Annotated in this window: 19 protein-coding genes and 1 pseudogene; 11 read left to right on the top strand and 9 right to left on the bottom strand. The window is 36.6% G+C overall.

Annotated elements, in window-relative coordinates; all coding sequences use genetic code 11:
• Window positions 1–12: 12 nt before the first annotated feature.
• Window positions 13–1,269: a TerD family protein gene (locus MHH71_RS18815; RefSeq protein WP_006096403.1), complete on the bottom strand. Its 1,257-nt coding sequence runs from the start codon at window positions 1,267–1,269 to the stop codon at window positions 13–15.
• Between the two features lie 165 nt (window positions 1,270–1,434).
• Here MHH71_RS18815 and MHH71_RS18820 point away from each other — a divergent pair, with 165 nt between their 5' ends.
• Window positions 1,435–1,920 (top strand): GNAT family N-acetyltransferase, encoded by a 486-nt coding sequence (locus MHH71_RS18820; RefSeq protein WP_018782859.1) that lies wholly within the window; start codon window positions 1,435–1,437, stop codon window positions 1,918–1,920.
• Window positions 1,921–2,077: 157 nt separating this feature from the next.
• Here MHH71_RS18820 and MHH71_RS18825 read toward each other — a convergent pair whose 3' ends face one another.
• Window positions 2,078–2,353, bottom strand: a complete 276-nt coding sequence (locus MHH71_RS18825) for a stage V sporulation protein S (protein ID WP_003201532.1) — start codon at window positions 2,351–2,353, stop codon at window positions 2,078–2,080.
• A gap of 296 nt (window positions 2,354–2,649) precedes the next feature.
• A complete protein-coding gene (locus MHH71_RS18830; RefSeq protein ID WP_018767382.1) occupies window positions 2,650–3,141 on the bottom strand; it encodes a phosphatidylglycerophosphatase A family protein in 492 nt (163 codons plus the stop codon).
• A 119-nt stretch (window positions 3,142–3,260) separates the two neighbouring features.
• Here MHH71_RS18830 and yutH point away from each other — a divergent pair, with 119 nt between their 5' ends.
• Complete coding sequence (gene yutH, locus MHH71_RS18835) at window positions 3,261–4,262, top strand: spore coat putative kinase YutH (protein ID WP_033799198.1); 1,002 nt, start codon at window positions 3,261–3,263, stop codon at window positions 4,260–4,262.
• A 212-nt stretch (window positions 4,263–4,474) separates the two neighbouring features.
• Here yutH and MHH71_RS18840 read toward each other — a convergent pair whose 3' ends face one another.
• A complete protein-coding gene (locus tag MHH71_RS18840; RefSeq protein WP_000431179.1) occupies window positions 4,475–4,711 on the bottom strand; it encodes a NifU family protein in 237 nt (78 codons plus the stop codon).
• A 208-nt stretch (window positions 4,712–4,919) separates the two neighbouring features.
• Here MHH71_RS18840 and MHH71_RS18845 point away from each other — a divergent pair, with 208 nt between their 5' ends.
• Together MHH71_RS18845 and MHH71_RS18850 are read left to right on the top strand one after the other, a co-directional pair.
• Complete coding sequence (locus MHH71_RS18845; RefSeq protein ID WP_006096400.1) at window positions 4,920–5,228, top strand: YuzD family protein; 309 nt, start codon at window positions 4,920–4,922, stop codon at window positions 5,226–5,228.
• An 87-nt stretch (window positions 5,229–5,315) separates the two neighbouring features.
• Window positions 5,316–6,122, top strand: coding sequence for a nucleotidyltransferase domain-containing protein (locus MHH71_RS18850; protein ID WP_006096399.1), 807 nt, complete (start codon window positions 5,316–5,318; stop codon window positions 6,120–6,122).
• A 93-nt stretch (window positions 6,123–6,215) separates the two neighbouring features.
• Here MHH71_RS18850 and MHH71_RS18855 read toward each other — a convergent pair whose 3' ends face one another.
• The 4 genes from MHH71_RS18855 to MHH71_RS18870 all read right to left on the bottom strand — a co-directional run bounded on the left by MHH71_RS18855 (window position 6,216) and on the right by MHH71_RS18870 (window position 9,370).
• Window positions 6,216–6,374 (bottom strand): YqbF domain-containing protein, encoded by a 159-nt coding sequence (locus MHH71_RS18855; protein ID WP_016112359.1) that lies wholly within the window; start codon window positions 6,372–6,374, stop codon window positions 6,216–6,218.
• A gap of 218 nt (window positions 6,375–6,592) precedes the next feature.
• A complete protein-coding gene (locus tag MHH71_RS18860) occupies window positions 6,593–7,381 on the bottom strand; it encodes an ABC transporter permease (RefSeq protein WP_018782857.1) in 789 nt (262 codons plus the stop codon).
• Window positions 7,365–8,024 (bottom strand): ABC transporter ATP-binding protein, encoded by a 660-nt coding sequence (locus MHH71_RS18865; RefSeq protein WP_006096396.1) that lies wholly within the window; start codon window positions 8,022–8,024, stop codon window positions 7,365–7,367. Before MHH71_RS18865 ends, MHH71_RS18860 begins: the two co-directional genes overlap by 17 nt.
• 275 nt (window positions 8,025–8,299) lie before the next feature.
• Window positions 8,300–9,370, bottom strand: a complete 1,071-nt coding sequence (locus MHH71_RS18870) for an NAD(P)/FAD-dependent oxidoreductase (protein WP_006096394.1) — start codon at window positions 9,368–9,370, stop codon at window positions 8,300–8,302.
• Window positions 9,371–9,875: 505 nt separating this feature from the next.
• On the opposite strand from MHH71_RS18870, the gene MHH71_RS18875 reads away from it, so the two are divergent.
• The 6 genes and pseudogenes from MHH71_RS18875 (at window position 9,876) to MHH71_RS18900 (ending at window position 13,399) form a co-directional block, all read left to right on the top strand.
• On the top strand, window positions 9,876–10,115 hold the full coding sequence (locus tag MHH71_RS18875) for a YuzB family protein (RefSeq protein ID WP_000595023.1): 240 nt from the start codon (window positions 9,876–9,878) through the stop codon (window positions 10,113–10,115).
• Between the two features lie 25 nt (window positions 10,116–10,140).
• Window positions 10,141–10,569 (top strand): annotated as a pseudogene (locus MHH71_RS18880) (nucleoside transporter C-terminal domain-containing protein); the annotation flags it as partial.
• A gap of 178 nt (window positions 10,570–10,747) precedes the next feature.
• Complete coding sequence (gene dapF / locus MHH71_RS18885) at window positions 10,748–11,614, top strand: diaminopimelate epimerase (protein ID WP_006096391.1); 867 nt, start codon at window positions 10,748–10,750, stop codon at window positions 11,612–11,614.
• Between the two features lie 41 nt (window positions 11,615–11,655).
• Window positions 11,656–12,009: a HesB/IscA family protein gene (locus MHH71_RS18890; protein WP_003201551.1), complete on the top strand. Its 354-nt coding sequence runs from the start codon at window positions 11,656–11,658 to the stop codon at window positions 12,007–12,009.
• A 689-nt stretch (window positions 12,010–12,698) separates the two neighbouring features.
• Window positions 12,699–12,854, top strand: a complete 156-nt coding sequence (locus MHH71_RS18895) for an FbpB family small basic protein (protein WP_006096389.1) — start codon at window positions 12,699–12,701, stop codon at window positions 12,852–12,854.
• Window positions 12,855–13,045: 191 nt separating this feature from the next.
• Window positions 13,046–13,399, top strand: coding sequence for a YxeA family protein (locus tag MHH71_RS18900; protein WP_018782854.1), 354 nt, complete (start codon window positions 13,046–13,048; stop codon window positions 13,397–13,399).
• A 32-nt stretch (window positions 13,400–13,431) separates the two neighbouring features.
• Here MHH71_RS18900 and MHH71_RS18905 read toward each other — a convergent pair whose 3' ends face one another.
• Window positions 13,432–13,884 (bottom strand): DUF523 domain-containing protein, encoded by a 453-nt coding sequence (locus tag MHH71_RS18905; RefSeq protein WP_018782853.1) that lies wholly within the window; start codon window positions 13,882–13,884, stop codon window positions 13,432–13,434.
• A 117-nt stretch (window positions 13,885–14,001) separates the two neighbouring features.
• Here MHH71_RS18905 and MHH71_RS18910 point away from each other — a divergent pair, with 117 nt between their 5' ends.
• Window positions 14,002–14,187, top strand: coding sequence for a hypothetical protein (locus tag MHH71_RS18910; protein WP_003201556.1), 186 nt, complete (start codon window positions 14,002–14,004; stop codon window positions 14,185–14,187).
• Window positions 14,188–14,255: the final 68 nt, after the last annotated feature.

Here is a 14,255-nt window from a genome sequence, read left to right on the forward strand (position 1 = left end):
GTTGTCACCACCTTATTTTGAACCTGCGACCCAGTTCATGTTCCATTTGTAATGCCGATCCATTTCTAGGTGCCCTCTAAAATAGTTCACAAGCCTTTGTACTTTGAATGTCTCATCATTTACATTTTCGAGCATTGCAATTGCACATGTGTTGAAACCGTTACGGTGCTCATCCATTTTTACAATAATATCTGGGCCATTTTCCTGTTTTAATGTGACAATACCATCAACCTGTGACCAGTTAGCTACACCTTCATAAATATAAGAGAAAATTAATATTCTTTTTATTTCATGAATCATGTCTCCGTTAATACGTAAATTTTCTCCTTTATTTGAAGCACCTGTGCGATCGTCTTGATCTAAATGAATGTAAGGCTCGTTATAAAATGAACCAAATATATTTCCAAGTGGTTGTACAACACCTTTCCAACCATCTTTAAATTCAAACAAACAGCCTAAATCTAAATCTATTTGAGGGGAGCTATTTGCAGTTAAGGATGAAAAAAATCCTTTTTGTTTTGGTGTACTTTGTTTACCCCAGTTTAAGTTCACTGCAATTTCGCCAAGAGGCTTGTCCGTTTTTTGTAAGTTGATCGTATCTCCAGATTTCTTTAACTCAATTTTAGAAAGGTTAATACTTTTTGAAATAGGAGAAGGTGCAGCGGTTGTCTTTGCAAAAAAATCAGGTGGTGTATGGGATAAACCCAATTGTTTAGAAAGTTCGATAAGTCCGCCTTGCACACCGCGACCGATGGCACCAAATTTCCATTCTCCTTTGTAACGATAGACTTCACAGGCGATTAGTGCAGTTTCGGATGAGAATTGTTCTTTTAGATTATAGCGGAACATTTCGTCATTGTTTGCGGAGTTTAGAATGCGGACGTAAGAGTGAGCTATTTGTCCAAATGTTTGCAGACGAGTTTGTGCTTCGTGAATCGTAATAGTGAAAATAATACGTTCAATATGAGATGGGAGTTTGGAAAGGGAGATGGAAATTTCCTCGTCATCGCCAGATCCTGCTCCTGTACGATTGTCTGATGAAAGTGTAATCGCATCTTGTAAAGCAGATTGCTGTTTATAAAATATAATATGGTCTGTTGTTGTTAAGCTTCCATTTGCATCTAATAAGAAAGCAGCAGCATCTAAATCGAATGCATGTGAATTTGAATTTGTAGGAAGATCCCAGCCGAGACCTATTTTTATATGAGTTAATGTAGGATTTGTTTTTGTTAAATCTACCTTTTGTCCTTTACATAACTGTAGGGGCATTTTGATTTCACCTCTTTTAGAATAGTTAATCCAATCGTAACATGCTAAGAAAAGTTTTCCAATTTAGTATTTTGAAATTTTACAAACTTTTCAAAAACAAAGTGAGATAATAAGATAAATGTAGAAATTTGTTAGGGAATTGTTTTTTTGAAAGGAAGAAGAAAAATGAATATACACAAACTAACAGAGGCAGAAGCAAAAGAAATCAATACATGGCAGTATGAGGAACTATATTCGTTATACAGCTTTTCAGGCAGTGAAGAGACAATAGAAGAACTATTAGATGGTACATATTATGGCTGTTGTAATGAACATGGAGAATTAATAGGTTATTTTTGTTTTGGTGAAAACGCACAAGTGCCAGGGGGAAGAAATGCGAAGTTATACGTGGGAGAAGATACTGTAGATATTGGGCTTGGAATGAAGCCAGAGCTAACGGGGCGGGGGCTGGGGAAAGCCTTTTTGCAAGCTGGAATAAATTTGGCGGAAGAGCAAATCCAACCGGATAGACTTCGTTTAAGTGTTGCAGGTTTTAATAAACGGGCAATAAGGCTATATCAACAGGTAGGTTTTGTAGCAGAAAAAACTTTTGATGATAGAGGAAGAGAGTTTATTTTGATGACATATTCCTGTAGGAAGAAGAGAAACTGAAGAATTGATACAATAGGGAAAAGACTGATTGTTATCAGTCTTTTCATATATCATTTAACAATTGGTATTTATGAATCTAATAAAAGAATGCAGTTGAGCGGAGATGTTCTTTCATAATTTTTGTATGGATGGTTTGAATGATAAGCTATCATTTTTTCTACGATCTAATTTTTCTAGGGCCGACAATTAATTTGATTGCTGTACTTTTCTCGTTATTGATTGTGATATCTGTAAATGCTGGAATGAGAACAAGGTCAATGCCGCTAGGAGCTACGAATCCTCTTGCAATAGCAACGGCTTTAACTGCTTGATTTAAAGCACCAGCTCCAACTACTTGAATTTCTGTACTACCTTTTTCTCTTAATACACCGGCAATGGCACCTGCAACTGAATTGGGATTGGATTTTGATGATACTTTTAAAATATTATCCATATAAATTGCTCCTCCTGTTATTGAATCATTTTTTTTATTACTGAAAGGAATGTAATTCGCATATCTTTAACTAATATTCAGATCCCAATCAAACAGAACCATTAAGCTTATTCATTCGCTACTTTTTAGGCTATTCCTGTTTATTCGTGTAAATAAAAAAATGATAGGTGTATGAAAAAATCTTGAAAAGAAAGAAAAACATAACGGACCATGATTTTTTCACATGGTCCGTTATGTTTTCTATAACATTTTCAACTGAAAGTATTACGTAAAATTATGCTGACTATTGTTTTACTTTATTCCCCATGCTCCGCGCGATGTGCCAAACGACTAGAAGCGGCAGCGGCAATACCGCCAACGATGTCATCAAGGAATGTATGGACTTTCCCAGTTGATTTATCATTTAAGTATTCTAAAATACCTGGTTTTAATTTATCGATATATCCAAAGTTTGTGAAGCCGATAGAGCCATACACGTTTACGATAGAAAGTGCGATGACTTCATCAATTCCGTACAATCCTTCATCCCGTTTTACGATATCTTGTAATGGTTCGCTTAACATTCCTTTTTCGGCAAGGACATCTAATTCAATTCCTGTAATGAGTGCATTTTGTACTTCGCGTTTGGATAATACACGTTCTACGTTGTAACGACATTCTGACATCTCTAAATTTGGATGGTATTTCTTTTGAAGAAAATGAACAAGCTCCGCAATATCATCGATTGTTACACCACGTTCTTGTAGAAGTTGTAATGCTCTTTCTTGTAGTTGATTTGATTCTTTCATGTTATCACCTTTTTTTCTTTTTATTATTTGTATACGTTTTACTGCTTTATCATGTGCATAGGAATGAAAGGCGAGCACAAGCTCATATATATAAAGAAAAACCATAGGTGGCGACTATGATGATTCAGCATATTTATGAGCATTATCAAATGCATGTCAAAGAATTAATCCCCCTTGGCCCCTATAAAAGCTTTTGGATTCGCAATAAAATTTATGTACTTCTTCCGATTGGAAATATGGAGGAAGATGTACTTGTTGAAATGAAAAAATTAAGCGATTATATGAACCAGCAAGGGGATATTACTGTTGCGACTTTCGTTCCGACGGTGCACGGTTACTATGTAAGTGAGATAGAAGAAAAAAATTACTGTTTATTAAAAGGTATGCGTTTGCTTGAACGACATGCTACTTCGTTAGGTAGTGAGCTTTCCTTATTCCATAAACGAGGCGCTTTTTTTCCAGAAGAAATAGAACAATTAAGTCGCATTGGTGAATGGAAGTCATTGTGGGAAAAAAGGCTCGATCAATTAGAGCGATTTTGGCAATCACAACTTATGAATCAGCCATCAGATGTATTTGATCAACTATTTATTGAGTCTTTCCCATACTATTTAGGCATTGCTGAAAATGCCATTCAATATGTTGTTGATACAGAAATAGATGATACACCTCAGCTTGCCGATGCAGCAACAATCTGTCAAGAACGCTTTACCCCTTTATTATGGCAGCAAACTAATAAATTAAAAATCCCCATCGATTGGGTATATGATCATCCAAGTAGAGATTTGGCGGAATGGATTCGATATGTATCGATGGAAAAGAAGAAAGATTGGGAACAAACAATTTTTCAGTTTGTAACGGATTATGAGAAAAATTATGCACTTTCTTCTTTTGGCTGGCGTCTACTATTTGCGCGTCTTCTCTTTCCACTTCGCTACTTTGAAACGATAGAACAGTACTATCTGACGGGAAATGAAGAACAAAAAAGTATGTATCGAGATCGCTTAGAAGACATTTTACACGATGTGAACCGTTCAGAGCAATTTATGAAGCATTTTTATGAATTTCTTCGCTTGCCTGTTGATAAGCTCGGAATTCGAAAGTTGGATTGGTTATCTTAATACGAATTTACAAAAAAGAGACCATAGTGGTCTCTTTTTTGTAAATTATCCAGTGGAAGCAATTCTAAGCGAGCCGCTGCCGCCTTAAAAGATATCTAGCTCCAGCGGCTAGAATGTTCGGTGGCTTCGCTTCTTTCGCCGAGGCAAAAAACGCCTCTATGTCAGAAGCTCCATCCTCCTCACATTCTAAGTGAGCCGCTGCCGCTTTAAATTTAAAATACTTGTTCTACTTCGATAACGCCTGGTACTTCTTCAAGTAGTGCGCGTTCGATACCAGCTTTTAATGTGATTGTAGAACTTGGGCAGCTACCGCATGCACCCATAAGGCGTAGTTTTACAATACCTTCTTCAATATCTACTAATTCAACGTCACCGCCATCACGAAGTAAGAACGGACGTAATTTATCTAATACTTCTAGTACTTGTTCTTGCATATTTGGGTTTTCCATTTTTATCGACTCCTTTCATCCATTTTATTATAATCAAGATACAGGGGAAAATCTATTTTTTCTGTTCTTGTTTTATTGTCGAAATATTGTATCATGTTTACAATGTGTTTTTTCAGTATAGAGGACAAGAATTAAACTTGTAAAGAGATGTGCTTATAAGGTAAGTCATCTAGGCATACTGTTAGAACAGAGAAGTGGGGGAGAAGTAATGGTAAATGTTCAAGTATATGGTGCAAAAGTAATTTGTGCAAGCTGCGTTGGAATGCCGTCTTCGGCTGAAACATTTGAATGGCTACAAGCGGCAATTGGTCGCAAATATGAAGGACAAGATGATAAATTCAAGTTTGAATACATTGATATTCAGGAAGAGCAAGAAGATGCTGAGAAACAAGCTTTTGTAGAGCACGTAATTGAAGAGGATTTATTTTATCCAGTTGTTCTTGTAAACGGAGAAATCGTTGGAGAAGGAAATCCTCGTTTAAAAGACGTATACGAAGAAATTGAGAAATATTTATAATACAAAAAAGTCTTTGCGGTAGCAAAGGCTTTTCTTACATGTTTATATGAAAAAAATAACCGTTATAGGTAATGTTATCAAGGAGGTATGCGTGTGAAAGGGGTAGTGAAACATAGACTTCCAGAAGAAGTAAAGGTCTTAATGGAGCAATATGTGATTGGATTACAAGATATTTTTTTTAACGAACAATTAATTGGAGTATATGTATATGGTTCAATTGCATTAGGAGCATTTCATTTAGAAACGAGTGACGTTGATTTTGTTACAGTAACGAGAGAGTCGGTCAGTGAAACCCAGAACATACAAATAATTGAGTTACACAAAAAAATGAGTAAAAGCATGTTAGGAAGACGAATGGACGGTATGTATATTCCACTTGCTGATTTAGGGAAATACAATGAGGAAATGCCGCAGTATGTCTATTGTGCAGATGGAAAAGCTCACACAGGACATTGGGATGTGAATGCTGTAACGTGGTGGACGTTAAAAAATCAAGGGATTACTGTAATTGGGGAGGAAGCAAGTAAGCTTCCGTTTCAAACGCCATGGAGTGATGTGGTAGAAACAATGAAATATAATGTAGAACAGTACTGGAGTGAAAAAGCATCACGGCCATATTTATTTTTAATTGAAGAATGGGTAGAATCAGCTGTTGTAACGATGGGACGCATTTTGTATACATTAGAGCATAAAACAATTGTTTCAAAAGATGAGGGATTACAATATATGATGAGGGCGTCTAGTGAAAAATGGATACCTTTGTTACAAGAGGTAGAGCGGATGCGTCATAATAAGAGAGCGAAACGAATGATTTCCATTTGGAAGCGGGCACATATGACGAAGAAGTATGTGCTTAGTGGGATAGAGGAGTGCCGGAGGAAATGGGAAGAATAAAAAAGCAGCCATACTACAAATAGTATGGCTGCTCAGTTTGTAGATAAAGGGATTTGTTAGTGCTTAACGTACACACTACTAAGCTACTCATTATTATGCTGTGGAAGTATTCTCGTCTTTACGTACTTCGAAAAACTCATTTTTGCACAGGTATTTAAAAATTCTTTGTGTAACTTGTTCTTCTTGATCTAGCAAGAAGCGATGATCAAAAGCATAGAAGGATTGTCCCTGAATTAATTTAACATAATACATACCCCATACCTCCATTATAGAACGATACAAATCTAAAGATTTATTACTATAATATCCATAAATTGGATTGATATACCAGGTGTGTTAATCAGAGATTTTAAATGGAAGTTAAAGTAAATCAAGGATGTTGGAAGTATGGGGGAAATGAAATTCGCCTCTATGTTTTATGTATAGTCTCAATGGTTATAGTATGTTTCCTTAAGGGACACAATTAGCATTTAAGATTCTATCTCTTTCAATTGACACCGTTTATTAAAGAATGTTTTATAACCAAGTTGTAAAAAGATGATGACAGAAAAAGCTGTACTTCCGGAAATACCGAGTATAATAGCAATTTGATATTGAATGGCGGTAAATGGTGAAACTCCTGATAAAATTTGGCCTGTCATCATACCTGGAAGGCTAATGATTCCCATTCCTATCATGGAATTAATTGTTGGCAAAATAGCTGAATCGAAAGCATCCCTCACAAGGGGAGCTGCTGCTTGTTTCGGAGTTGCCCCAAGCATAAGCGCACCTTCAATGTGTTCGCGCTGTGATTTCATATTGTTTAAGAATGTATTTGCGCCGAGAGATATACCAGTCATCGCATTTCCGATAAGCATTCCAGCGATTGGAACGATATATTGCGGCGCATACCAAGGGTCGTGTCCAATAATTACAAAAATAAATAATAAAAGCGGTCCGATTGATCCCGCAATCATCGAAATTGCAGCCACACGTTTTAACTCTTTTGACATAGGTATATTTACTCGTTTATAGATATTAAAAATAGCAAATGTCGTAATAGAAGTAATGATAGCAATTGTATAAAATGGATTACTATTTTCAAATATGTATGTAAGTACGTATGCAACAAGGACAAGCTGAATGGTCATACGTAATGTAGCGATCGTAATTTGCTTTTCACGAGGTATTCCTTTTAATTTTACAAGTCCGATTAAAATGATAATGAAAATATATGCAGCGGCAAGTTGCCAAATTTGTAGTTCAATAACGCCCTTCAAGTGCGTGCACTTCCCTTCTAATAGCACCTTTGGTTTTACTGATTTCAATCATATCGTCTGCGATTTCTTCTGGGAGCTGCTGTGAATGGGTAATGAAGATAACCGTTTTCTTTTTTTGTCTCGCAATTGCAGTAAACTGTTTCATGACGCGCCTTTCTGTATCAGCATCTAATGCAGAAGTTGGCTCATCTAATAAATAAACGGGCGGGTCCATAAGTAAAACGCGAGCTAAGGAGAGCCTTTGTTTTTCGCCACCAGATAATGAGGAGGCGATATGTGTTAAATCTTTTTCTAAACTTACAATTGCTAGGGCTTCTTGTAATGATTCGTTAGTTGGAAAAGGTTTCTCTGAAAAGCGAAGTCCCATTAGCAGATTATCTTTTACGGTTCCGTCAAAGATGGGAGGTGTTTGTCCTAGCATAACGACTTCGCGGCGTAATTGAATAGGCGGATAAGACGAAATAGGTGCACCATTATATTCAATTTTGCCAGCTGTTGGTGACTGTAGATCATTGAGCATGCGAAGTAGTGTGCTTTTTCCGCTCCCACTCTCACCGATAATGCAGGTGATTTTTTCTTTGTGAATCTCTAAGTAAGGGATGTGCAGGATATCTTTATATGTTACGTCGTTTAATAGAAACATAATTTTCTCCTTTCTGATTCTATATAAACCCATCTTGATTTTCCAACATATAAAACGCGGCTATGGAAACAAAAAAAGATCTCTACTCGTTTACTTCCTTTGTTTTAACATGGCATGGGGCAGGAAAAGGCCCGAACCGTTTCTATGCATGGCTAGATGCTCTCTTCCATCTAAAGATTAGGTTTTATTCCGGTTTTCAATTTGTGCTTACATATTCATATCGTATCAAAAAAGGAGAAAAGTAGAAAAAAACAAGAGCGATAAGCTCTTGTTTTTTAACCATTATGATATTTATACATCCAAAGGATACCCGACTTGAGAAGTCTAGGAACTCGTCCCATTAATGGTTGATTTGCTAATAATCCGAATCCGTGTTTCTTACCGAGAGAACCGAGAACACCTTTTAATTTAATAACAGGTAGTTCATCAGGAAGGGGTTCATTGTTCCAACGTTTTAATAATATTTGGACAATTTGTTCACCTTGGCCTTCAGCAAGCTGTGCGGAAGGTGCGTGCGGAAGGGCAGCACAATCCCCTACAACATAAACGTGTTCGTTATTCGGAATATTATGATATTTTGTTAATGCAACCCGACCACTACTATCTTGTTCGACTGGAAGGTTTCGAACAACTTCGTTTGCTTGAATACCAGCTGTCCATACGATTGCATCACATTGAAGTGGTTCGTCATGGTTGTACACAACGTTTGGTTCTACTTTCGTAATGTTAGAGTTTCGTATAATTGTAACATTATGCTTTACGAACCACTCTTCTACGTATCTACTTAATTTTTCTGGGAACGGGAATAAAATGCGATCTTTTCGATCAAATAAGTAGATCTTTAAATCAGAACGGCTTTCACGAAGTTCACTTGCAACTTCAACACCGCTTAAACCAGCACCGACAACAGCGACCGTTGCGTTTGGTTCTAAACTATTTAATTGTTCATACGTTTTACGAGTTTGTTCAATTGATTGAAGGCTATGTGTATATTCCTTCGCCCCCGGAACGTTATGATATTTGTCTTCGCAGCCAAGGCCGATAATTAAGTCATCATATTCGACAACTTCACCGCCATCGAGATGAACGGCTTTGTTTTCAAGGTCAACATTCGTTACAGTGCCATATTGAATGTTGAGACGCGGGTGTTCTGGAAACGGAATGCGAATATGTGTTTCGGAAATTGTACCCGCTACTAATGCGTAATATTCTGTTTTAAAACAGTGGTATGGTACTTTGTCGATTAATGTCACTTGGACATCATCTGGGAGTTGATTGTTTGGAAGAAGCCGTTGTAGAATTCTCATTCCACCGTAGCCGCCACCCAGTAATACGAGGTGTTTCATGATGGATTACCCCTTTTCTGTTGAAATATCCCCTAATCATACAATTATATATTGAAAAAATATTTTGACTTTACTCACTCAAATTATATCGAATTTGTGAACAAATAACAATGCATGAATGTGTACTCTGTTGTACAATAAGAAGAAAAGTGGGCAAACTGTTTTAATTTGTATGTTTGAAAATCAATATGTAGATAAAAAAACGATAGAAACCCGTTCTTTTAGGTTAGAGAGAGCGTCCGCCGATGGATAGAAGCGGTCAGTGCCCTTGTTGGCCCCATGCTGTGTGAAACCAGAAGGATGAAATGAGTGGAGATCTTTTTTTGTTTTCATAGCAGTGAAGTGTATGTTGGGAAATCAACATGGATTTATATAGAGAAGATCTTTTGATTCGAAATGAAACAGTAAAGTAGCTAAATATTTTATTAGGTGTAATTAAAACAACAAGAAACAGCTTAGTTTTCTTATTATAGATTTATTTTTTGAAGATACAGGGGGGATTGTTTTGATTAAGCCATTAATCGAATTTTGTGTAGGTAATCTTGCGAGTGGCTCACAAGCAGCGCTAGAAAAATTTGAAAAAGATCCAAATTTAGATGTTATGGAGTACGGTTGTCTAGGATATTGTGGCATTTGTTTTGAAGGGCCTTTTGCACTTGTAAACGGGGAAGTCGTACAAGGTGCAACGGTAGAAGAACTTGTGAAAAATGTATATGATTACTTAGATGAAAATCCAATGTTTTAAGGCGTTGCAAAAGAGCGACGTCTTTTTTATTGCCATCATCGCTCTTTTGAATGGAATTGTTGGTGGGATTGGTGGTCTTTTCGGTTATCCAGATCTATCCCTACAACTTATATTAGGATATATTTTTTCATCGCTTGCGTTTGTCATTGGTGTACCGTGGACAGAAGCAATTACAGCGGGAAGTTTTATTGGGGAGAAGTTAATTTTAAATGAGTTTGTAGCGTTTACTGATTTTGCTCCTCATAGGGGGAAACTTTCAGAGAAAACAATGGCAATGATTACCTTTTCACTTTGCGGATTTGCGAATCTATCTTCTGTTGCCATTTTACTTGGGGGACTTGGGGGAATGGAGCCAACCCGTCGTAGTGATATTGCGAAATTTGGAATAAAGTCAATTGTAGCTGGAACACTTGCTAACTTATTGAGTGCTGCAATTGCAGGAATGTTTGTGTGAAATAAAAAAAGGCCCTTTCCGAGAAGGGCTTTTTTCTTACACAATTTGTGTAAGAACGGCTCTTATATAAAAGCCATCAAAACGTTGTCAAATATGAGAAACGGGGGACGTTCTTATTGTGTTCCAAAAGCATGCATTTTATACTTAAAACAACAAATTTTTTTTGGAGTGAATGAGGATGAATAAATTTTCTTTTACAAAAATGCATGGTCTTGGGAATAGCTATATATATGTAAATATGTTTGAAGAGCAAATTCCAGAAGAGGAACTATCTCTTGTAGCGGAAAAAGTGTCGAATATCAACACTGGAATTGGCGCAGATGGAATGATTTTAATTTGTCCGTCTGAAGTAGCACCAGTGAAAATGCGCATGTTTAATAATGATGGGTCAGAAGGAAAAAGCTGTGGAAATGGACTGCGTTGCGTAGCGAAATATGCGTATGAGCATAAACTAGTAGAAGAGACTGTTTTTACAATAGAAACATTGGCTGGAATTGTAACGGCTGAAGTGACAGTAGAAGACGGTATCGTTACATTAGCTAAAATTGACATGGGAGCACCTCGTTTAACTCGTGCAGAGTTACCGATGCTTGGCGAGGGAGAAACACCGTTTATTCGTGAAGACTTCCTATACAATAATCATCGCTATGCGTTTACTGCTGTTTCAATGGGAAATCCGCATGCGGTCATTTTTGTTGATGATGTGGAAGAAGCTCCGCTTACAACATTAGGTCCGGTACTTGAGACTCATGAAATGTTCCCGGAACGAGTGAATGTTGAATTCATTGAAATTGTAAATGACAATGAAATGAACTTCCGCGTTTGGGAACGTGGGTCAGGTGTGACGCAGGCATGTGGAACAGGAGCATGCGCAGCAGTTGTTGCAGCAGTGTTGAATGAAAAAATGAAACGCGGTGAAGAAATTACGGTTCATTTAGCGGGCGGAGATTTAATGATTGCCTGGACAGAAGAAGGGAACGTTTTGATGAAAGGTCCAGCGGAAGTAATTTGCCGCGGAGTGTATGAGTACAAGATAGAGGCGTAAAGATGTATAATAGAACGAGAGAAGAAAGGAAGGTGGATTTCATGATTGATGTAACAGAACAAGCAGCATATCAAATTAAAGATATGTTAAAAGATGCTGAAGATGGAGAGAAGTACGTTCGCCTTGCTGTGCATGGCGGTGGATGTAGCGGTCTTTCTTACGGTCTAGGATTTGAAAGAGAACCAAATGAAGACGACACAGTGCTTGAGTTTTTCGGTGTTGAATTTGTTATTGATAAAGAAAGTGCTCCGATTGTAAAAGGAGTAAAAGTTGATTACAAGCAATCTATGCTTGGCGGCGGGTTCACAATCGATAACCCGAATGCAATCGCATCATGCGGATGTGGATCATCTTTCCGTACGGCGTCGAATGCTGGTAAGCCGGAAGAGTGCTAATGTAATGCTTTTCGTATCGAGATATGATTGAGTTTTGCAGACTTAATCAAGCGCTTATTTAATTCGCTATAAAGGAAAAGAGTGTCCGAAGACGGACGCTCTTTTTTTATTCATATAATTAGTGTTATTGATTGTTAAGAGAATAACCTATTTTATGATGTTGGAGAGGGGAATCTAGCTGCTTCAAAGTGCATGAGGTGTACTGTATTTTCAAGCGGTTCGGGAACAGTATTACCATCTGTAGTAGCTTGGGCAATAACTCGTATTGTATCTCCCACCTAACTTCTTTGCTTTCCCCGAATTTTGAGGTGGGAGTATTACTGCCCGTTAATGCGGGATAAATTCATTTTGTTTATTGAACATGGACGTTGCGGTTATGTGAAACAAAAGATGATATGCACTCGTTTGTTCTATTTACTTTACCGCCGCATGTGGCAGAAAAAGGATCTGGCCTCTTCGAAATCCTCTCGATTCTCCTTAAAAAAGGATTTTTATGTTCGTTTTACAATTTGTATTTGTATATAATTTTTTTTATTAAATTCACATAATGTTCAAACAAATAGGTCTAAAAACTCGGAAGTTATAGTATTCTTGAATTAAGAATAATTTTTCGACAAATAAAGACAAAAAATTTATGGTGATTGGAAAATTTTATTTTATATCTGTGATTACACAGACAATAAGGAGAAATGATTATGGCGAACAAACGTTGTAAATTACTTCATAAATCGTTTAAAGAATTGGTACAAGAAAATAAACAAAAGATATTGAATGATAAACAAGAGATGGAAAAAATTGAACAACGTATTGAACAACGGTATACACTTAATAAATCGGCTTCCTAATTAAGATACGAAAACTTTGTTGATATACAAAAAAGAAGATAATCGACTAGGTGCAGTAGTTGGTTATCTTTTTTGTTTTTTCAGTGTTTAATCTTACAAAAGTGTAATGTTCATGTCACGTTTTTGAATTTCTCCTCTGAAGAAAAGAGATTATGATAACAACATAATAAAAAACACATGAGGTGAATAACGTGAAAAGATATATTGCACTTTTTAGTATTTTAATTGTATTTGCTAGCTTGTTAGTTGGCTGTGATTTAAACCGTATGGGAAAAGATGAGTACTATGTTCAAATTACAGTTGATGGAACGGAAAAAAATGAAAAAGCTGATAATGGTCAGTCTCACAAATCATTTGAGTATAAGTTACCTGCATTTGATAAAGATGGTAAAGAAAAAGAAATGGAATTTACAGCTGTGAAGAATCTTCGTAAGGAAGCATTTCTACGTGTATTCTACTCCGATAAAAAAGGTGTAGCAGCTTGGGAAGAAGTGAAGAAGGACGAGCTTCCTGCAAAAGTGAAAGAAAAATTAGGCGTGAAATAATGAAGAAAGAGTTGGCCAAATGGTCAACTCTTTTATTTGCTTGCAAAGTCTTCTTCTGAAATTACTGTAAATCCATGTCTGCGAAATAAAGCAGTTGTTACACCATATCCATCTCGTTTTTTTTCGTTGAATTCTCCTGTATAAATGGTAGAACTTCCGCAAGAAGGACTTCGTTCTTTTAAAATGATGTATTCTGGATTTAAATCTTGTATTTCTTTCAAAGCTTTATAAGCTCCGTGTACGAAAGCTGTTGTTACATCATTACCTTCGTTGTCCATTACCTTTGCTTTACCATCTAGTACATCATCACCATTGCCTCCGATAATTTCTGCTGATGGACGAGGTGTAGGTAAGCCTCCTAATACCTCTGGACAAACAAGAACAGCTTCTTCTTTTTGTAATAGCTCTTCAATTTTTGCAATGAGATTGTCATTTCCATCGTAACGACAAGCAATACCAGCTAAGCAAGCACTAATTACAATCATGTTTTTCACCTCAGTTCATTAAAGATTATGAAATAATTTCTAATTTTACTGTTGTTCTCTTGTTGATATGCGGGATGATAAGAATAGAAACTTTATATCATTTAATGAAAACATATAGTGAATTTCAAAGTAAAGAAGAATGTAATATATTTCTTAAATAATAACGGGGTAAAACAAACAGGTTGGCTATCCAATGGTGGTAAATGGTATTACCTTGACTCTTATGGAGAAATGGTAACAGGTCAAAAATTTATTGATAACAACTGGTACTATTTTAATGATAACGGTGTTTGGATTGGTTAATTATAAGTAATAGTCTTTATCGATAAGTAAAGCAGGTCGTGGGATTAAATACGACTTGCTTTATTTTT

The organism is Bacillus sp. FSL H8-0534 (assembly GCF_038005885.1).
GTDB classification, from domain to species: domain Bacteria; phylum Bacillota; class Bacilli; order Bacillales; family Bacillaceae_G; genus Bacillus_A; species Bacillus_A pseudomycoides.